The 18413-nt window shown below is 73.4% G+C and carries 14 protein-coding genes; 6 read left to right on the top strand and 8 right to left on the bottom strand.

Going from position 1 to position 18413, the window contains the following annotated elements; genetic code table 11:
• Positions 1–180: 180 nt before the first annotated feature.
• From ACIRQ7_RS34440 to ACIRQ7_RS34425, 4 genes are all read right to left on the bottom strand, one after another.
• Complete coding sequence (locus tag ACIRQ7_RS34440; RefSeq protein WP_404266475.1) at positions 181–1905, bottom strand: GGDEF domain-containing protein; 1725 nt, start codon at positions 1903–1905, stop codon at positions 181–183.
• A 159-nt stretch (positions 1906–2064) separates the two neighbouring features.
• A complete protein-coding gene (locus tag ACIRQ7_RS34435) occupies positions 2065–3255 on the bottom strand; it encodes a lipid-transfer protein (protein ID WP_404266474.1) in 1191 nt (396 codons plus the stop codon).
• Positions 3252–3752: a Zn-ribbon domain-containing OB-fold protein gene (locus ACIRQ7_RS34430; protein WP_404266473.1), complete on the bottom strand. Its 501-nt coding sequence runs from the start codon at positions 3750–3752 to the stop codon at positions 3252–3254. The genes ACIRQ7_RS34435 and ACIRQ7_RS34430 overlap by 4 nt, the downstream gene beginning before the upstream one ends.
• Positions 3753–3968: 216 nt before the next feature.
• The gene (locus ACIRQ7_RS34425) at positions 3969–4403 is read right to left on the bottom strand and encodes an Mpo1-like protein (RefSeq protein WP_404266472.1); all 435 of its coding nucleotides are present in this window, start codon (positions 4401–4403) and stop codon (positions 3969–3971) included.
• A 125-nt stretch (positions 4404–4528) separates the two neighbouring features.
• Here ACIRQ7_RS34425 and ACIRQ7_RS34420 point away from each other — a divergent pair, with 125 nt between their 5' ends.
• The 4 genes from ACIRQ7_RS34420 (at position 4529) to ACIRQ7_RS34405 (ending at position 9007) form a co-directional block, all read left to right on the top strand.
• Positions 4529–5470 carry an NUDIX hydrolase gene (locus tag ACIRQ7_RS34420; protein WP_404266471.1) on the top strand — a complete coding sequence of 314 codons (942 nt, stop codon included), beginning with the start codon at positions 4529–4531 and terminating at the stop codon, positions 5468–5470.
• The gene (locus ACIRQ7_RS34415) at positions 5467–6570 is read left to right on the top strand and encodes a molecular chaperone DnaJ (RefSeq protein WP_404266470.1); all 1104 of its coding nucleotides are present in this window, start codon (positions 5467–5469) and stop codon (positions 6568–6570) included. Before ACIRQ7_RS34420 ends, ACIRQ7_RS34415 begins: the two co-directional genes overlap by 4 nt.
• A 67-nt stretch (positions 6571–6637) precedes the next feature.
• Positions 6638–7636, top strand: coding sequence for a hypothetical protein (locus ACIRQ7_RS34410; RefSeq protein ID WP_404266469.1), 999 nt, complete (start codon positions 6638–6640; stop codon positions 7634–7636).
• Between the two features lie 36 nt (positions 7637–7672).
• Positions 7673–9007 carry an adenylosuccinate synthetase gene (locus tag ACIRQ7_RS34405; RefSeq protein ID WP_404266468.1) on the top strand — a complete coding sequence of 445 codons (1335 nt, stop codon included), beginning with the start codon at positions 7673–7675 and terminating at the stop codon, positions 9005–9007.
• Here ACIRQ7_RS34405 and ACIRQ7_RS34400 read toward each other — a convergent pair.
• Positions 8937–9776: a M15 family metallopeptidase gene (locus ACIRQ7_RS34400; protein ID WP_404266467.1), complete on the bottom strand. Its 840-nt coding sequence runs from the start codon at positions 9774–9776 to the stop codon at positions 8937–8939. The two genes, ACIRQ7_RS34405 and ACIRQ7_RS34400, sit on opposite strands and share 71 nt — an antisense overlap.
• 151 nt (positions 9777–9927) lie before the next feature.
• Entirely contained in the window at positions 9928–12336 is a 2409-nt protein-coding gene (locus ACIRQ7_RS34395; RefSeq protein ID WP_404266466.1) for a TIM-barrel domain-containing protein, read from the bottom strand.
• Positions 12337–12637: 301 nt separating this feature from the next.
• Here ACIRQ7_RS34395 and ACIRQ7_RS34390 point away from each other — a divergent pair, with 301 nt between their 5' ends.
• Together ACIRQ7_RS34390 and ACIRQ7_RS34385 are read left to right on the top strand one after the other, a co-directional pair.
• Positions 12638–14656: an acetoacetate--CoA ligase gene (locus tag ACIRQ7_RS34390; protein ID WP_404266465.1), complete on the top strand. Its 2019-nt coding sequence runs from the start codon at positions 12638–12640 to the stop codon at positions 14654–14656.
• 114 nt (positions 14657–14770) lie between these two features.
• Complete coding sequence (locus ACIRQ7_RS34385) at positions 14771–15673, top strand: hypothetical protein (RefSeq protein ID WP_404266464.1); 903 nt, start codon at positions 14771–14773, stop codon at positions 15671–15673.
• A 108-nt stretch (positions 15674–15781) separates the two neighbouring features.
• On the opposite strand, the gene ptsP is transcribed toward ACIRQ7_RS34385, so the two are convergent.
• Entirely contained in the window at positions 15782–17452 is a 1671-nt protein-coding gene (gene ptsP, locus ACIRQ7_RS34380; protein WP_403676146.1) for a phosphoenolpyruvate--protein phosphotransferase, read from the bottom strand.
• Between the two features lie 81 nt (positions 17453–17533).
• Positions 17534–17983, bottom strand: coding sequence for a PTS glucose transporter subunit IIA (locus ACIRQ7_RS34375; RefSeq protein ID WP_404266463.1), 450 nt, complete (start codon positions 17981–17983; stop codon positions 17534–17536).
• Positions 17984–18413 lie beyond the last annotated feature (430 nt).

The raw sequence follows: 18413 nt of genomic DNA, 5'->3' as shown, positions 1-18413 counted from the left end.
CGCCACAACCGCCGGAGAAGGCGGGCAGCACACAGCAGCTGCCACGCGGCCGGGGGTGCCTGAGTGCGGCGACGCCGACTGACACCCGGAAGTGTTCACCGGTGGTGATGGAGCGTCAAGGTCACACACAGCACCTGATGTCGATCGCCCACCCGGCCCCGTCGGCCCGCCCCGGCCCGCTCACCCCCCGGCCCGTACGCCGCCCTGACCGGCCGGGCTGCCGGGGCCCCGGCCGACCGGGCCCGGCACCCGGGCCACCGTCCCCCGACGCCGTTCCATACGGCCCGAACCCGGCCTGCCCAGCACCCAACTCGCCCCCGACAGCGCCTTCGCGGCCTTCTTCAGGGGGGCGAGCGCCGCCGCGGCCTGACCGTGGCCGGTGACGACGCCGGGCGGGCACACCACCGTCGCCAGGGACAGCGTCACCGGCATGCCGCCCGCCGACCACACGGAGTCCAACGCCGCCCCGGCGAACGGTTCGACGCCCGCCGGCTCGGTCAGCACCAGGAAGTCATCGCCGCCGATGTGGCCCACCCGGGCCGCCGGCTCCCGCGCGGCGACCTCGGTGAGCATCCGGCCCACCGCGCGGATCAGCTCGTCGCCCGCCGCGAACCCGGCACCGTCGTTGACCCCCTTGAAACCGTCCACATCGAGCCAGCTGAGCGCGAACGCCCGGCCCCCGGCGATCCGCCGGTCGACCTCGGCGTTGACGGTGTCCGAACCCGGCAGCCTGGTCAGCGGATTGAGCCGGGCCGCCTCCTCCACCCGGCTCTCGGCCAGCGCCCGCAGGATGTCCGCGAGATGCACCACCCCCATGCACCGGCCCTGCTCGTCGACCACCGCCACATCGTCACCCGTACGCGCCCGGTCGCCGTCCGCGATCACATCCAGCACCTGCCAGGCCGTGGCGTCCGCGCCGACCGTCCGCGGCCGGTCCGCGAGCCGCAGCGCCGGCCGGTCGCCGTACAGGGCGTGCCCGTAGCGCCCGGAGAGCGACAGCAGGAACCGGTCGCGGTCGATGGCCCGCACCGGGACCCCGTCGGCATCCACCAGCAGCACCCCCGACACCTCGGGGAATCCGGTGAGATGGCGGCGCACCGCGCCCGCCGAGGCCGACATCGGCAGCAGCGCGGCGGGCTGCAGGAACTGCGCCACCGGCGGGCCCGACGGCGGGCCGGACAGCGCGGGCCCGCCGGCCGCGGGAGCCTGCACGGCCGGCAGATACACCTCGGCGGCCGCCCGCCGCGCGGGCGGAGCGAACAGATGCCCCTGCGCGAGCTGCACCCCGGCGTCCCGCGCCGCCGCGTACTGCCGCTCGGTCTCCACCCCCTCGATGGCCAGCAGCCCGCCGACCTGCTCGCAGAGCTGCCGCATCGCGGCCACCACCGCCTGCCGCCCTCGGTCGCCGGCCGGCCCCGCGCACAGCGAGGCGTCGAGCTTCACGAGGTCCGGCGCGAGGTCGCCGAGCAGCCGCAGCGGCAGATCGCCGTCCCCGACACCGTCCGCACAGATCCGGAACCCCTCCTCGCGCAGCCCCGCCACCGCCTCCAGCAGCGAACGGTGCGGCACATGCGTGAACGGACCGCCCAGATCGAGGGTGACCTCCCACGGCCGCCGTCCCACGTCGTGCACCGCCTTCCGCAACGCCGTCAGCCCCGGAAGCTCCGCGACGGTCGAGGCGAACACATTGACGTGCAGCGGCAGCAGCGTCTCCTGACGCGCGGCGGCGCGCACGGCGAGCGAGGCCAGCTCGGCGTCGAGCCCGGCGTCGCGGTGCGCGGACGCGAGCACATCGATCCCGCCGTCCTCGGGACGGGCGAGTATCTCCAGCGCGGCGACCGAGCCGGTCGCGAGGTTCACGACGGGTTGGAAGGCGAATCGGAGCTGGTCCGTCCATGCAGGCACGGCAGCAGCCTGCCGCCCCGAGGGCGCGAACGGCGGCCGGTTCACGCACTGTTCATGCATCCTTCCGGAGCGTACGGGCCCATGGGGGCGGGCCCGCCCATGAGCCCGGATTCCAGCCGGTGCCGCGTACGGCCCTCGACCGTCCGGTCGATATCGGGATCACCGCACCGCCACCACCGCCGACCCGTGTCCGAACAGCCCCTGATTGGCCGTCATGCCCACGCGTGCGCCGGGGATTTGCCGCTCGGCCGCCTGGCCGCGGAGCTGCCACGTCAGTTCGCAGACCTGGGCGAGGGCCTGGGCCGGTACGGCCTCGCCGAAGGAGGACAGCCCGCCGCTGGCGTTCACCGGCAGCCGGCCACCGAGCGCCGTCGTCCCGTCCCGCAGCAGCTTCGCCGCCTCACCGGGCCCGCACAGGCCCAGGTCCTCGTACCACTCCAGCTCCAGGGCGGTCGACAGGTCGTAGACCTCGGCCAGCGAGAGGTCCTCGGGGCCGATGCCGGCCTCCTCGTAGGCGCTGCGCGCGATCGACGCCCGGAAGCCGGTCTCCGGCGCGGGGACGGCCGCCGCCGAGTCGGTGGCGATGTCCGGCAGATCCAGCACCGTGCGCGGGTAGTGCGGGGTGGCCGTGGACACCGCGCGGATCCTGACCGGGTTCCGCACGCCGCGCCGACGGGCGAAGTCCATGCTGGTCAGGACCAGCGCGGCGGCGCCGTCCGAGGTGGCGCAGATGTCCAGCAGCCGCAGCGGATCGGCGACCACGGCCGAAGCCGCGACCTCCTGCGCGCTGACCTGTTTGCGGTAGCGGGCGTACGGATTGGCCGCGCCCGCCGTCGAGTTCTTCACCTTCACCTGAGCGAAATCGTCGACCGTGTCGCCGTACAGCGCCATCCTGCGACGTGCGTACAGCCCGAAGTACGCGGGGTTGGTGGCCCCCAGCACCCGGAAGCGCAGCCAGTCCGGGTCGTCGGGGCGGTCGCCGCCCGCCGGGGCGAAGAACCCTTTGGGCGCCGCGTCCGCGCCGACCACGAGGGCGACGTCGGCCATGCCGGCCAGGATCTGCGCCCGCGCGGTGTTCACGGCCTGCGCACCGGAGGCGCACGCGGCGTAGACGCTGGTCACCCGGGCGCCCTGCCAGCCCAGCGCCTTCGCGAAGGTCGCCCCCGCGACATGGCCGGGGTAGCCGCCGCGGACCGTGTCGGCGCCCACCACGCTCTGCACCGCGGTCCATTCGAGACCGGCGTCGGCGAGCGCCTCCCTGGCCGCTTTCGTGCCGTACTCGACGAAGCTGCGCCCCCATTTGCCCCACGGGTGCATGCCGGCGCCGAGCACCGCCACGTCGCCGGTCATGCCGCGCCCCCCGCGCCGCGCTCGCCGGCTTCGGCCGTGGACCGGCCCTCGGCCCCGGAGTACGTGACCGGTTTCCAGTGCCAGGTCGTCCAGGTGTGCGTGGCGTCCTCGTTGAGGACCCCCGGCACCAGCTCGACCTCGGCGCCGACCGTCAGATCCGCGACGGTGACGCCCGGCGCCGCCTGCCCGAGGACCACCATGCGCTCCGCCGCCAGTTCCACCGCGACCAGGGTGTAGGGCTGCCACTCGGCGTCAGGGTCGGAGGGGTAGGGGGCCGGCGGGCGGTAGCGCCCGTCGGTGTACGACCAGACCGTGCCGCGCCGGGACAGCGGCAGCTCGGCCAGGTCGCCGCCGCCGCAGCCGGGATTGCGGCAGAACGTGTCCTCGCGCGGGAAGAAGACCGATCCGCAGTCCCGGCAGCGCGTCCCGAGCAGCCGGAAATCGGTGGCGTCCTGGTCGAACCACCCGGGCACCACCGGTGTGCGCGTTCGTGACACGAGCCCTCCCTGAGCCGGGAACTGACGTGGCGTCAGTTAACGTCCCAGGAGTGTGGCACGCTGCCGCACACGGCGGAACCCCGGTTCGGCGGCGCAGGGCGCACCGCACGGCGGAGCCCCGGTACGGCCGCCGCCGCGATCGAGCCGTTCACGGCCCGGTGGCCGCCGGTCGCCCCCGCGGGCGGCCAATCGCCCGCGCCGTCTCCGCCGCCGACGTCAACTCCCGTTCTCCGCGAGCCATTTGCCCGCGATGTCGGACAGCTCCGCGTCCCGCCCCGCGAGCATCATGCGGATCATCTGCGCGTCCCCGCGCAGCGACCACGCCGGGTGCCCGAACGTCGCCGGGTTGTTCCGTTCGATGAGGAAGTGCGCCGGCCAGGCCGTGCCGTACCCGATGACCGGCAGTGCGAGCAGCAGCTCGGGCCGCCGCCGCAGGACGCCGTACGCGGTCACCGCCAGGCCGGTCAGGGTGCCGGTCAGATGCACCCAGCGGGTGGCCGCCTTGGAGTGCATGGCGACGTAGTAGGGCCAGAACTCCTCGTACGAGGCGAAGTCCCGGCGCGCCGCCGCGTCGGCGGGTGCGCCCGCCGTTTCGTGTGTGCCGTCCTGGGTGTGCCGGCCCGTCGTGTGATCTGCCCGTCCGTCAGTCATGCCCGCACGGTAGTGCCGCCCCTGGACGCTGTCAGTACCCGGTGTTATGTTGTTCTCGTTCCGAGAAAGACTCGAAGTGAGAATGACTGGGTGAGAGGGCGGTGGCGGTCGTGGATGCGGAGCGCATGCGAGGCGGAGGCGGCGCCGGCCAGGACGCGGACGACGGCGAGTTCCTCGCGGACTACGACCCGCGTGACTTTCCCGCGATCGCCGTGACCGTCGACATCGTCGTGCTGACCCTGCGCGAAGGGGTCCTGCACCTCCTGCTCGTGGAGCGCGGCGGTCGCCCCTTCCAGGGTGCCTGGGCGCTGCCCGGCGGGTTCGTGCGCGCCGGCCGGGAATCGCTCGACGCGGCCGCGGCCCGCGAACTGGCGGAGGAGACCGGCCTGGACGCCGCGGACCTCGACCGCGTCCATCTCGAACAGCTCGGCTCGTACGGCGAGCCCGGCCGTGACCCGCGGATGCCCGTCGTCACCGTCGCCTACCTCGCCTTCGCGCCCGACCTCCCCGAGGCGCGCGGCGGCGGCGACGCCTCGGCCGCCGCCTGGGTCCCGGTGAGCGCACTCGATGTCGGCGCCCGGCGTACCACCCAAGCGGACGCGGTTCAACCGCAGGCGACTGAACCGGACGCGGCCCGCATGCGTCCCCCAGAGCAGGGCCCGGGGCACGGGACCGACGGGGGTGGTTCCGTGCCCCGGCCCGCAGCGGCCGAAGCGCCGCCCACACCGCTCCCGCTGGCCTTCGACCACGCCCGGATCGTCACCGACGGCCTCGACCGCGCCCGCGCCAAGATCGAGTACACCCCGCTGGCGACGGCCTTCCTCGGCGCCGAATTCACCATCGTCGAACTCCGCGGCGTCTACGAATCCATCTGGGGCAGCCCGCTGCACGCCGGGAACTTCCACCGCAAGGTGCTCTCCGTCCCCGGCTTCGTCAAGTCCACCGGCGCCACCGCCGCCCGCGGCGGCGCCCGCGGCGGCCCGCGCGCCCGCCTTTACCGCGCCGGCGACGCCCGCCTGCTGCACCCGGCGCTGCTCCGCCCCGACCGGGAGGACGACGTCCGATGACTTCCGCGCACGCCCTCCGCGACCGCGCCGCGGCGCGCACCGCGCTGGCCGCCGCCCGCGGGCCCGCCGACCTCTTCCCCACCGGCGGCACCGAAGCCGCGCACACCTTCCGCCGGCTCGCCCGGCTGCTGCACCCCGACACCGTCCCACCCTCCGAACGCCCGCGCGCCCAGGAGGAGTTCACCCGCCTCACCGCCCTCTGGCGGTGCCACGGCGAAGCCGCCGGTCCGCCGACCCTCACCACCCGCCGGCACACCTACACACTGGGCAGGACCCGGGCCACCGGCGGCCTCGCGGTGCTCCGCGAGGCGACGTACGAGCAGAACGAGCCGGACGGACGGGACAGGCGGGACGCGCCCGGCGGTCAGGACGGGCGGGGCAGCAGGCAGCGCTGCCTGCTGAAGATCCCGCGCGCCGCCGGGGACAGCGACCTCATGGAGCGCGAGGCCGCCGCGCTGACCCGCCTGGCGCGACACGGCGAGCCACGCCACCGCGCGTACGCCCCCCGCCTGCTGGAAACCTTCCGCCACCGCGCACCGGACACCGGCGCCGAACGCCGCGTCAACGCCCTCGCCCCGCTCGACGGCTTCCACACCCTGACCGAGGTCCGGGCCGCGTACCCGGACGGACTCGACCCGCGCGACGCCGCCTGGATGTGGCGCAGGCTCCTGGTCGCCCTCGGCTGGGCGCACCGCGCGGGGCGGGTGCACGGCGCCGTCCTTCCCGGTCACGTCCTCATCCACCCCGCCCACCACGGTCTCGTCCTCGTCGACTGGTGCTACAGCACCCCCCTCGGCGACCGCGTCCCCGCACTCGTCGAGCACCACCGCGACGCCTACCCACCCGAGGTCACGGCCCGGCGCCCGGCGACCGAGGCCACCGACATCCACCTCGCCTCCCACACCCTCGGCGCCCTCATGGGGGAGCGCGCTCCCCGGCCGATGCGGGCGTTCCTGCGCGGCTGCACCCTCCCCGCCGAGGCCCGCCGCCCGCACGACGCCTGGCGGCTGCTCGCCGAACTCGACACCCTCCTCGACCACCTCTACGGGCCGCGCACCTTCCGGCCGTTCACCCTGCCGCGGCCCCCGCGGGCCTCGTAGCGGCACGTCCGTCCCGCAGCACCCACGCACCCGCACGCACTCATCACACCACTCAGGGGGACTCACCATGGGCAGCGGAACCTGGTCCACCCACGTCTACGGAGCGGCGGCCAGTTACCGCGCCGCCTCCGGCACCAGCGCCTTCGACTACAGCGACCGTGTCACGTCCTCGGCCCCGCGCCACACCTGGACGGCACACGCCGGACTCGACCCCAACGGCCTGTCCACCCGCGAGAGCCGCGACTCCGACGAACACCCCGCCTCGCTGGCGGTCTCCGTCATGTTCGACGTCACCGGATCCATGCGGGCGGTGCCCCGCACCCTCCAGGCCAAACTCCCCGAACTCTTCGGCCTGCTGCTGCGCAAGGGCTACGTCACCGACCCGCAGATCCTCTTCGGGGCCGTCGGCGACGCCACCTGCGACCGGGTGCCGCTCCAGCTCGGCCAGTTCGAGTCCGACAACCGCATGGACGACGACCTCGGCAACATCCTCCTGGAGGGCGGGGGAGGAGGGCAGATGACCGAGTCCTACGAACTCGCGCTGTACGCCATGGCCCGCCACACCAGCCTCGACTGCCACGAGAAGCGCGGCCGCCGCGGCTACCTCTTCCTCATCGGCGACGAGATGCCCTACGGCAAGGTCAAGGCCCGCGAGATCCGCGCGGTCTTCGGCGACGAGGCCACCGAGGACATCCCCCTCCCCACGATCCTCGCCGAGGTCCGGCAGAAGTTCGACGTCTACTTCATCGTCCCGGCCGGCGCCGCACACGTCGGCAACTCCGCCGTCCTGGGCGCCTGGCGCAAGCTGCTCGGCCAGAACGTCATCGAACTCGACGACCTCGCTGCCGTCTGCGAGACCATCGCGCTCACCATCGGCCTCGGCGAGGAAGCCATCGACCTGGCCGCCGGACTCGACGACCTCGCCGACATCGGCTCCGCCGCAGGTGACAGCGTCGGCAAGGCACTTGCCACGCTCGACCGGGCACGCGGCGGCCTCGCCCACTCCACCGCACCGCTGATCGACACCGCCCCCGACGCCGGGCCGAGCGCCACCACCCGCCTCTGAAGCCGAGCCCCACCCGCCTCTGAAAGGGACCCGCCCGTGCACACCATCGTCGTCGACCTCGGCCACGGCGACGCCGGCAAGGGCACCGTCGTCGACCGGCTCTGCGCCCCGGGAACGGGCGCCGCGCCGGTCACCGCGGTGATCCGCTTCAACGGTGGTGCCCAGGCCGCCCACAACGTCGTCACCACCGACGGCCGCCACCACACCTTCGCCCAGTTCGGCTCCGGCACCTTCAGCGGCATCCCCACCCACCTTTCCCGCCTGATGCTGGTGGACCCCCTCGCGCTGGCCTCCGAAGCCCGCCACCTCGCGGCACTCGGCGTCCCCGCCCCGCTGTCGCTGCTCACCGTCGACCGGCGCGCCGCGCTCACCACCCCGTACCACGCCGCCGCCAACCGGGCCCGCGAACAGGCCCGCGGCACGGACCGGCACGGCTCCTGCGGCATGGGCATCGGGGAAACCGCGGCCTACGCCCTCGCCCACCCCGCCGACGCGCCCACCGCGGGCGACTGCACCTCCCGCACGGCGCTGCGCCGCACCCTCACCCTGCTCCACGACCGCCTCACCGCGGCCCACGGCCCGCTCGACGCACCGCCCGTCGACGCCTGCCTGGACGCCTTCACCGCCTTCGCCGACCACGTCACCCTCGTCGACGAGACCCACCTGCCCCGTGTGCTGCGCCGCGGACCCGCCGTCTTCGAAGGCGCGCAGGGCGTCCTCCTGGACGAGTGGCACGGCTTCCACCCGCACACCACTTGGTCGACCACCACCTTCGACGGCGCGGAAACCCTGCTCGGCGAAGCGGGCCTGCCGTGTGCCGCGCAGCGCCTCGGCGTCGTCCGCACCTACACCACCCGGCACGGACCCGGCCCCCTCGTCACCGAGGACCCGCGCCTGGCGGCCGCGCTGCCCGAGGCGCACAACAGCCACGGCCGCTGGCAGGGCGCCTTCCGCGCCGGCCACTTCGACGCCGTCGCGCACCGCTACGCCCTCGCGGCCTGCGGGGGAGTGGACGCCCTCGCCGTCACGCACCTCGACGCGCCCGCCCGGTACGGCGCCCTGCGCATCGCCCGCGCCTACCGCACCCCCGACGGGCCGCTGCCCCACCTCCCGGCCGCCCGCCCCGGCGACCTGGACCGCCAACAACGGCTGACGCAACGGCTGTTGGCCGCCCGGCCCGACGACTGGCAGTCACCGGGCCGCGATCCGCACCACTGGACCGACGCGATCTCCGCAGCCCTGTCCGCCCCCGTCGCCCTGGAGTCCTACGGACCCACCGCCGCCGACAAGGCAGGCCCGCTCAGTGCCGGACCAGCGACCGCGGGGAGACGGGGAAGTCGAAGTAGGTGTCGGGAAACGTCTCCGGCGTGAAGGTGTAGTGCCACCACTCCTTGTCGTAGTTCACGAACCCGGCCCGCTCCAGGCCGTCCTTGAGGAACAGGCGGTTCGCCCGCTGCTCGCCCTTGATCCGCGGGTCGAGAGTGTGCGCCAGCGTGTCGAAGCAGTCGAAACCGGTGCCCATGTCGAGTGAGTTGTCCGGGAAGCGGTCCGCCTTCGGCCCGTAGCAGGAGGACAGCGGCTCCCCCGGGACATACGGCCGCGTCGGCCGCGCCGGCAGCCGCACCAGCGTCAGATCCACCGTGCTGCCCCTGCTGTGCCCCGACTTCTCCGCGATATAGCCGTCCCGGAACAGCACCGACTTGTCGACCCGCGGATAGAACTCCCCCTTCATCCGCTGATCGTCCAGGTCCTTCGCCCACGCCACGAAGTGATCCACGGCCCGCTGCGGCCGGTAGCAGTCGTAGACCTTGAGCGAATAACCGCGCCGCAGGAACGCCCGCTGCGCCCGGTGCAACGCCCGCGCGGTGGCCCGCGTCACCACGCACATCGGCGCGCGATAGCCCGTCACCCGCACCCCCATGAAGTCGTGCGGCGTGACGTAGCGCATCTCCTGAATGATCGTCGGATCCACCTCCCGCAGCGCCACGAACTCCTTCGGCGCCTTCGGGCCGTCGGCCACACGGGAGCGAGGCGGCCCGGTCGCGCCGTCCGCCGTCGCACTCGACGGGAGGGCGGTGACGGTCATCAGCGCGGCGGCGGCAACGGCGAGGCCGCGCAGCGCGGCAGCAAGTCTCGGCATGGCCCCCGTCTACCAGCAGCGCCCGCCCAAGGGAAGACCGCCGCGAGACCGGCAACGCCCTGTACGGCGAAAGCGCAGCGCCCACGAGGCAACGCCGCACCCACGCAGCCCGCACCACGTCCTATGAGGCAACGCCGCACCCACGCCGCGCCTACGGAGCCTCACCCGGCCCCCGTACCCGCACCGGATACCCCGCCGCGCTCCCGTCCTGCCGCTCCACGACCACCCGGCCGTCCTCCCGCCGCGACACGTAACGCTCCACCGTCGGCCGCCCCCAGCCGTCCCCGGCATCCGCCACCACCAGCCCGCCGCCCCTGCGCCCCGCCGCCGGCTCCCACACCTCCAGCTCCGTCCCGCCGTCCGCCCCCGCCACCGGCAGCACCGCACCCGCCCGCGCCAGCACCGGAATCCGCGACAGCGGAGCCTCCACCACCACCTGCCCCGGGCCCTCGTACGCCCGCCCGGTCACGGTGTCGTACCACCGCCCGCGCGGCAGCCGCACCGCCCGCCGCGTCACCCCCGCCTCCAGCACCGGAGCCACCAACAGCGCGTCACCCAGCAAAAACGCGTCCTCACAGTCCCGCAGCGCCCGGTCCCGCGGCGCGTTCCACCACACCGGCCGCACATACGGCGCCCCCGTCAGCCGCGCCAACTGCCCCAGCGTGTCGAAATACGGCAGCAGCCGCTCCCGCTCGCACAGAGCCGTACGGGCATGCGCCAGCACCTGGGGACCGAACTCCCACGGCTCCCGCCGCCCCGCCCAGATCGCCGAATGCGTCCGGAACAGCGGCAGGTAGGCCGCCAGTTGGAACCACCGCAGATACAGCTCCGGGGACGGCACCGCCGAGAACCCGCCGACGTCCGGACCGCTGTACGGCACCCCGCACAACCCGAGCCCCATGACCAGCGACAACGACGCCCGCAACCCGGGCCACCCGGTCGCCACATCCCCCGACCAGGTCCCGCCGTACCGCTGGAGACCCGCCCAGCCCGACCGGGAGAACAGGAAGGGACGCTCGTCAGGGCGCAGTTCGCACAGCCCCTCGTAACCCGCCCGCGCCATCGCCAGCCCGTAGACGTTGTGCGCCTCCCGGTGGTCGCCACCCCGCCCCTCCAGTGCGTGCCGGGCCGAACGCGGCAGCGTCGGCTCACCGAACGCCGCGAACGACACCGGCTCGTTCATGTCGTGCCAGACACCCGCGAACCCCTGAGCCACCCGCTCCGCATACAGCGCACCCCACCACTTGCGCACCCGCGCATCCGTGAAATCCGGGAACACCGACTCGCCCGGCCACACCACACCCCGCACCTCCCGCCCCCGCGCGTCCCGCACGAAGGCATCGGCCGCCGCCCCGCCCTCGTACACCGCGTCCCCCGGAGCCGCCTTCACCGCCGGATCCACGATCGACACCAGCCGCACCCCGTCCGCGCGCAACTCCCGCGCCAGACCCGGCAGATCCGGATACCGCGCCCGGTCGACGGTGAAGACCCGGTGCCCGTCGTAGTGATCGATGTCCAGATGGAGCGCCGACAACGGCAGCCCGCGCTCCCGGTAGCCCGCCACCACCCGGCGCACCTCACCCTCCCCGCCGAACCCCCAACGGGCGTGCTGATGACCCAGCGCCCAACGGGGCGGCAGCGCCGGCGCCCCGGTCAGCGCCGTCCAGCCCAGCAGCACCCGCGCCGGGGTGCCGACCAGCACCCAATAGCGCAACGGCCCGCCGTCCATCCGCAGCTCACACGTGCCCGGCCGGTCGTGCCCGGAACCCGCGCCCTCCTCGCCCTCCCGCAGCACCAACCGCCCGTCCCACGAGTTGTCGTGGAAGACCAGATGCGTACCGGCGTCCGCCACCACCAGCTGCACCGGCATCGTCAACGACAGCGGGTCATCCCCCGGACCGAACGCACCGCCCGGGTCGGTGTTCCACAGCCGGTACGTGCCGCCCCGCAACCGGGGCCCGCCCGCCCGGCCGCCCAGCCCGAAGAAGCGCGCATCGGCCGCCACCTCCGAGCGCAGCACCCACCGCGACCCGCCCGCCCCCTCACGCCGCGCGCCGTCCTCCTCGCCCGCGCCGTCCTCCCCCTGACCGACCCGGTCCCACCAGCGCGGCGGCAGCTCCCGCCGCAGCATCACACCCCCCGGCGTCCGCACCTCGACCGCACCGTGCCGGGACACCGCCACCCACACCCGCTCCGAGACGACCCGCCAGCCGCCCTCCCGGTCAGGCTCCAGCACCGCCCGCGCATCCACCTCGGGACACGCCCCCTCCAGCGCGTACGACGGCTCCGGCGCCGCCTCGTCCCAGCCGCAGAACACCGCGCCCCCCGCCGCCACCCGCACCCGCAGCGACGACCGCGCGAAATGGATCACCCCGCCACCGGGCTGCGGCTCGGCGCCGCGCACCGCCCCCGGCACCCGCGCCCGCTCGGCCACCCGCCGCGGGAACGCCGACGCATCCGCCCGCCGGCGCCGCCACGCCGTACGCACCGACCGCAGCCCCTGCACCGGACCGACCGCCCTGACCACCCGTATCGACCGCACCAGATCACGCCCGTTCATGCCGGTCAGCCTGTCATTGCCGGCCCCGCGTCGGGGCGCCGTTCAACTGCCGTTCACCTGCGAAGCGTCACCCCCGGCCACCCACTGGCCTGCGGACCGCCGCCCGATGGCCGAAACCGCCCGGGATCCGGGCACCCACCGCCACCCCGTGCCCGCACCACATCCGCAACCCCCCGAATATGGGCGGCCCACCCTGGTGCACATGTCGATCACATGGCATCGTCCTGGCAAGCCGTGTCACGCGCACACCCCCGCCGTGCGCGCCTGACGCACACGACGCGTACCGCCCGGGAGCCGCATCATGACCACCGCACCGCAGTCCGCCCACCAGCCGGAACCCCTCTGGCAGCCAGGACCGGACCGGATCGCCGGCGCACAGGTCACCCGCTTCCACGCCTGGGCCGCCGCACACCACGGCGCACCGGCCCCCACCCCCGGCGACCCGGCAGCGAACTACGCCGCCCTGCACCGCTGGTCCGTCGACGCACTCGCCACCTTCTGGCAGGCCACCGCCGAATGGTTCGACGTCCGCTTCGGCACCCCCTACGACACCGTCCTCGCCGACCGCGCGATGCCCGGCGCCCGCTGGTTCCCCGGCGCCACCCTCAACTACGCCGAACACGCCCTGCGGACGGCCGACGACCCGGCCCGCGCCGACACCCCGGCCCTGCTCCACGTCGACGAGACCCACGAGCCCACCCCCGTCACCTGGACGGCCCTGCGCGCCCAGGTCGGCTCCCTGGCAGCCGAGCTCCGCCGCCTCGGCGTCCGCCCCGGCGACCGGGTCAGCGGCTACGTCCCCAACATCCCCCAGGCCGTCGTCGCCCTCCTCGCCACCGCGGCCGTCGGCGGCGTGTGGACCTCCTGCGCCCCCGACTTCGGTGCCCGCAGCGTGCTGGACCGCTTCCAGCAGATCGAACCGGTCGTCCTGTTCACCGTCGACGGCTACCGCTACGGCGGCAAGGAACACGACCGCCGCGACACCGTCGCCGAACTCCGCGCCGAGCTCCCCACCCTCCGGGCCGTCGTCCACATCCCCCTGCTCGGCACCGACGCCCCCGAAGGCGCCCTGAACTGGTCGGACCTGACCAGCCTCGACACCGAACCGGTCTTCGAACAGGTCCCCTTCGACCACCCGCTGTGGGTCCTCTACTCCTCCGGCACCACCGGCCTGCCCAAAGCCATCGTCCAGTCCCAGGGCGGCATCCTGCTCGAACACCTCAAGCAGACCGGCCTGCACTGCGACCTCGGCCCCGACGACCGCTTCTTCTGGTACACCTCCACCGGCTGGATGATGTGGAACTTCCTCGTCGGCGGCCTGCTCGTCGGCTCCACGATCGTGCTCTACGACGGCAGCCCCGGCCACCCCGACATCTCCGCCCAGTGGCGCGTCGCCGAAACCACCCGCGCCACCGTCTTCGGCACCTCCGCCGCCTACGTCATGGCCTGCCGCAAAGCCGGCATCCACCCCGCACGCGACCTCGACCTCTCCGCCATCACCTGCGTCGCCACCACCGGCTCCCCGCTCCCGCCCGACGGCTTCCGCTGGCTGCACGACTGCTTCGCCGAAGGCGGCGCCGACCTCTGGACCGCCTCCGTCAGCGGCGGCACCGACGTCTGCAGCTGCTTCGCCGGCGCCGTACCCACCCTCCCCGTCCACATCGGCGAACTCCAGGCACCCTGCCTCGGCACCGACCTCCAGGCCTGGGACCCCCAGGGCAGGCCCGTCATCGGCGAGGTCGGCGAACTCGTCGTCACCAACCCCATGCCGTCCATGCCCACCCGCTTCTGGAACGACCCCGACGGCACCCGCTACCACGACAGCTACTTCGACATGTACCCCGGCGTCTGGCGGCACGGCGACTGGATCACCGTCACCGATCGCGGCAGCGTCATCATCCACGGCCGCTCCGACTCCACCCTCAACCGCCAGGGCGTCCGGATGGGCTCCGCCGACATCTACGAAGCCGTCGAACGCCTCCCCGAGATCCGCGAATCCCTCGTCATCGGCCTCGAACTCCCCGACGGCGGCTACTGGATGCCGCTCTTCGTCCACCTCGCCCCCGGCGCCACCCTCGACGACGGCCTCCGCGACCGCATCAAGCGGACCATCCGCACCGAGCTCTCCCCCCGCCACGTCCCCGACGACATCATCGAGGCCCCCGGAGTCCCGCACACCCTCACCGGCAAGCGCATCGAGGTCCCCGTCAAACGCCTCCTCCAGGGCACCCCCCTCGAAAAGGCCGTCAACCCCGGCTCCGTCGACAACCTCGAACTCCTCCGCTTCTACGAGCGCATCGCCGCCGACCGCGCACAGTAGGCCCGCGGCCTGCCGGGCCGCGCCCTGACCAGCGCCGGACCGCCATTGTCAGACCCCGCGATTACTCTCAGTGACAAGTGATGTTCGAGCAACGCACCTCACTGAGGGGGAGTCATGACATCCGCATCCCGGCCCACCGACCCGACCGGCGCCCACCGCACACTGCGCCGCGAAGTCCCCAGCACCGCCGCCGTCCTGGCCGACGAGCGGGACTTCGCGGCCATGCGCCGCTATCGCACCTTCCCGTTCGACGACCACCACAGCTACCTCCAGCAGCTCGAGACCCTGCTGCGCGCCCTCGCCTCCGAAGGCGTACTCACCACCCTCAGCCTCTTCGACCCCGAGGCCTACGAGGAATACTGCGCGGACGCCGGCCTCGACCCCGACCACCCCGACAGCCGCGCCCGTTACACCGCCGAAGTGGCCTGCACCGGCGCCACCTTGCCCTACGCCGGCCAGCCCCTCACCCAGCTGTTGCCGTTACTCCTCGAAGAAGCCGACCGCCAGGCCACCTGGGACCACGCCGCGGACCTCCTCGCCCGCGCCGGCAGCTGCGAAGACTGCGGCGAGAACCTCGCACAGGCCGCCTTCGCCCGCGCCACCCACGCCGTCAAACGCCTCCTCGAAACCCTCGGCGACGGCACCCACCACCTCGTCTGCAGCATCCCGGCAGGCGAGATGCCCCTCCTGGCCGTCCTGCACGCCCACTCCCGCGACGGCGGCCGGCTCCGGCTCGACGAAACCCAGACCCTCGCCTTCTGCACGGTCCTCGCCGCGGGCCTCGCCCTGCGCACCCCTGGTGGCATCGTCACTCGCACCACCACACCCGCCGGCCCCCACGACACCGTCCGCGGCTGGTCCCTGCGCGACACCTGGCCCCGCCCGCTCACCGCGGCCGAGGTCTTCACCGCCTACTGCACCGACGCCGAGACCGGCGAGCCCATCCCACCCGAGCCCGGCGTCGAATACGCCCCCGGGCTCCCCCTCACACCCCCGCCCGAGCCCCACCACCACTGACGCACCGGCGCCCAGGCCGCCAACTCCGGCCGCCACCACCGCAGATGGCCGCCCCGCCACAAGGGCGGGACGGCCATCAACACTCCTGCGACGCACCGTCGCGCGGGATCACTCCCCGGAGAGCACCGCCTGCGCGGCGGCCCGCGCGTCATCGGCCGTGTCCGCGGCACGCGCCGCGGCCGCCGCACGCTCACACTGCGCCAGCGTGTGCTTCGACAGCGTCGAACGCACATAAGGAATCGACGCCGCACCCATCGAAAGGCTGGTGACCCCGAGCCCCGTCAGCACACACGCCAACAGCGGGTCGGAGGCCGCCTCGCCACACACACCACAGCTCTTGCCCTCGGCCTTCGCGGCCTCGGCCGAAGCCGCCACCAGATCCAGCAGCGCCGGCTGCCAGGGATCCTGCAGCCTCGACACCGCACCCACCTGACGGTCGGCGGCGAAGGTGTACTGCGCCAGGTCGTTCGTCCCCAGCGACAGGAACTCCACCTCCTGCAGGATCGATCGCGCCCGCAGCGCGGCGGACGGAATCTCCACCATCGCGCCGAACTTCGCCTGCAGCCCCGCCTCCCGGCACGCGTCGGCAAACGCCTTCGCGTCGATCCGGTCCGCCACCATCGGTGCCATGACCTCGAGATAGACCGGCAGCCCCTCGGCCGCCTTGGCCAGCGCCGTCAGCTGCGTACGCAGCACATCGGGGTGGTCCAGCAGCGTCCGCAGCCCGCGCACACCCAGCGCCGGGTTCGGCTCGTCGCCCGGCGTCAGGAAGTCCAGCGGCTTGTCGGCACCGGCATCCAGCACCCGCACCACGACCCGGCCCTCGGGGAAGGCCTCCAGCACCTTGCGGTACGCCTCGACCTGCTTCTCCTCGGACGGCGCCTTGGAGCTGTCGTCCAGGAAGAGGAACTCCGTCCGGAAGAGACCGACGCCCTCCGCCCCGGCCTCGACCGCGGCCGGCACATCCGCCGGCCCGCCGACATTCGCCAGCAGCGGCACCTTGTGCCCGTCGGACGTGGCACCCGGACCCGACGACGCAGCGAGCGCCGCCTTCCGCGCCGCCGCGGCCTGCTCCAGCGTCGCCCGCTTCTCGGCGCTCGGTTCGACGAAGATCTCACCGGTGCTGCCGTCCACAGCGATCACGGTGCCCTCGACGAGTTCACCCGCACCCGGCATGGCCACCACGGCCGGCACTCCCAGCGCCCGCGCCAGGATCGCGCTGTGGCTGGTCGGCCCGCCCTCCTCGGTGACGAACCCGAGCACCAGCGCCGGGTCCAGCAGCGCGGTGTCGGCCGGTGCCAGGTCCCGGGCGATCAGCACATACGGCTCGTCGCTGTCCGGCACCCCCGGCATCGGCACACCCAGCAGCCGAGCGACGATACGGTTCCGCACGTCATCCAGGTCGGCGACCCGGCCGGCGAGGTACTCACCGGCCCCCGCCAGCAGCGCCCGGTAGGCGGCGAACGCGTCGTACACACCCCGCTCAGCGGTGCTGCCGACGGCGATCCGCCGATCGACATCGGCCATCAGCTCGGGGTCCTGAGCCATCATGGCCTGCGCCTCCAGCACGTGCTGTGCCTCGCCGCCCGCCAGATTGCCCCGCGCGATCAAGTCGGCGGCGACAGCTTCCACGGCCTGCCGGGCGCGCCCCTGCTCGCGCTCCGCCTCGTCCGCGGGAATCTGCTTGGCCGGCGGCTCAAGAACCGCCGTACCCATGTGCCGCACCTCGCCGATGGCGACACCGTGGCTTACGCCGACGCCTCGCAGCGTTGTCTCCATTTCACCCGTCTCCGGTTGATGCGGCGGCCCGTGCCACCGCGGTGAATGTCGTACCTGCCGTCGAGGACGGCGCCCGGCTGCCTACTGCCAGGAGAAGAGCGCGTCGCCCGAGGCGATGTCGCCGTCCTCGCGGACCTCGCCGAGCGAGTCGGCCGAAGCCTCCAGGGCGACGACCGGGCACACCGGCGACTTGCCGGCCTTCTCGACCGCACCCGGGTTCCAGCGCACGATGTCCTGGCCGCGCGCCACGGTGTCGCCCTTGTTGACGAGCAGCTCGAAGCCCTCGCCATTGAGCTGCACGGTGTCGATGCCGAGATGAGTGAGCACGCCGTGCCCGCTGGAGTCGACGACGACGAACGCGTGCGGATGCAGCGAAACCACTACGCCGTCCACGGGCGATACCGCCACGGACGGTTCACGGGACGGGTCGATGGCGGTACCGGGACCCACCATCGCTCCGGAAAACACCGGATCGGGCACAGCCGCGAGTCCGATGGCGCGTCCTGCAAGCGGGGACGTCACGGTGGTCATGGGAAGCCTCCCAGGGGTGGAGATTCATCAGGCCGCCGTCACTACCTGTCCTGGACGGCGCACCGTTCAGAAGCGTAAGTCATAAGAACTGACGGTTCCGCATGAGCAACACCGTGCGAAGCGGTTGATCGGCGCCGAATCGATTTGCCTCGCTCAGAGCAGGGCTGTACTGTCTGAGACCTGCCCCGGAGACCAGGACGCAATCACTGCGGCCAGGAGAGTGGGCGGCACTCCCTCAGAGTCTTGATCGAAATTCTCGAATTGTGCGCTTCTGCATGTCTGCAGAAAAGCAGTGGTTCGAAAGCCCGAAACGGCCTGATAGAGTGTGAAACACAGAAGGGAAGCGCCCGGAGAGCCTGGTGAAACAGGCACAAAGGAAGCGTCCGTTCCTTGAGAACTCAACAGCGTGCCAAAAGTCAACGCCAAATGT

This window comes from Streptomyces sp. NPDC101393 (genome assembly GCF_044767385.1).
In the GTDB taxonomy this organism is placed as follows: domain Bacteria; phylum Actinomycetota; class Actinomycetes; order Streptomycetales; family Streptomycetaceae; genus Streptomyces.
The sequence above is the reverse complement of the archived record's forward strand: the minus strand, read 5'-3'. Positions and strand labels throughout refer to the sequence as shown.

What these genes read in the sequence shown, in the direction of transcription:
- ACIRQ7_RS34435 (WP_404266474.1), bottom strand. Translation starts at nt 3,255, where the DNA reads ATGACCGGCGACGTGGCGGTGCTCGGCGCCGGCATGCACCCGTGGGGC.
- ACIRQ7_RS34425 (WP_404266472.1), bottom strand. Translation starts at nt 4,403, where the DNA reads ATGACTGACGGACGGGCAGATCACACGACGGGCCGGCACACCCAGGAC.
- ACIRQ7_RS34420 (WP_404266471.1), top strand. Translation starts at nt 4,529, where the DNA reads ATGCGAGGCGGAGGCGGCGCCGGCCAGGACGCGGACGACGGCGAGTTC.
- ACIRQ7_RS34415 (WP_404266470.1), top strand. Translation starts at nt 5,467, where the DNA reads ATGACTTCCGCGCACGCCCTCCGCGACCGCGCCGCGGCGCGCACCGCG.
- ACIRQ7_RS34410 (WP_404266469.1), top strand. Translation starts at nt 6,638, where the DNA reads ATGGGCAGCGGAACCTGGTCCACCCACGTCTACGGAGCGGCGGCCAGT.
- ACIRQ7_RS34400 (WP_404266467.1), bottom strand. Translation starts at nt 9,776, where the DNA reads ATGCCGAGACTTGCTGCCGCGCTGCGCGGCCTCGCCGTTGCCGCCGCC.
- ACIRQ7_RS34395 (WP_404266466.1), bottom strand. Translation starts at nt 12,336, where the DNA reads ATGAACGGGCGTGATCTGGTGCGGTCGATACGGGTGGTCAGGGCGGTC.
- ACIRQ7_RS34390 (WP_404266465.1), top strand. Translation starts at nt 12,638, where the DNA reads ATGACCACCGCACCGCAGTCCGCCCACCAGCCGGAACCCCTCTGGCAG.
- ACIRQ7_RS34385 (WP_404266464.1), top strand. Translation starts at nt 14,771, where the DNA reads ATGACATCCGCATCCCGGCCCACCGACCCGACCGGCGCCCACCGCACA.
- ptsP (WP_403676146.1), bottom strand. Translation starts at nt 17,452, where the DNA reads ATGGAGACAACGCTGCGAGGCGTCGGCGTAAGCCACGGTGTCGCCATC.
- ACIRQ7_RS34375 (WP_404266463.1), bottom strand. Translation starts at nt 17,983, where the DNA reads ATGACCACCGTGACGTCCCCGCTTGCAGGACGCGCCATCGGACTCGCG.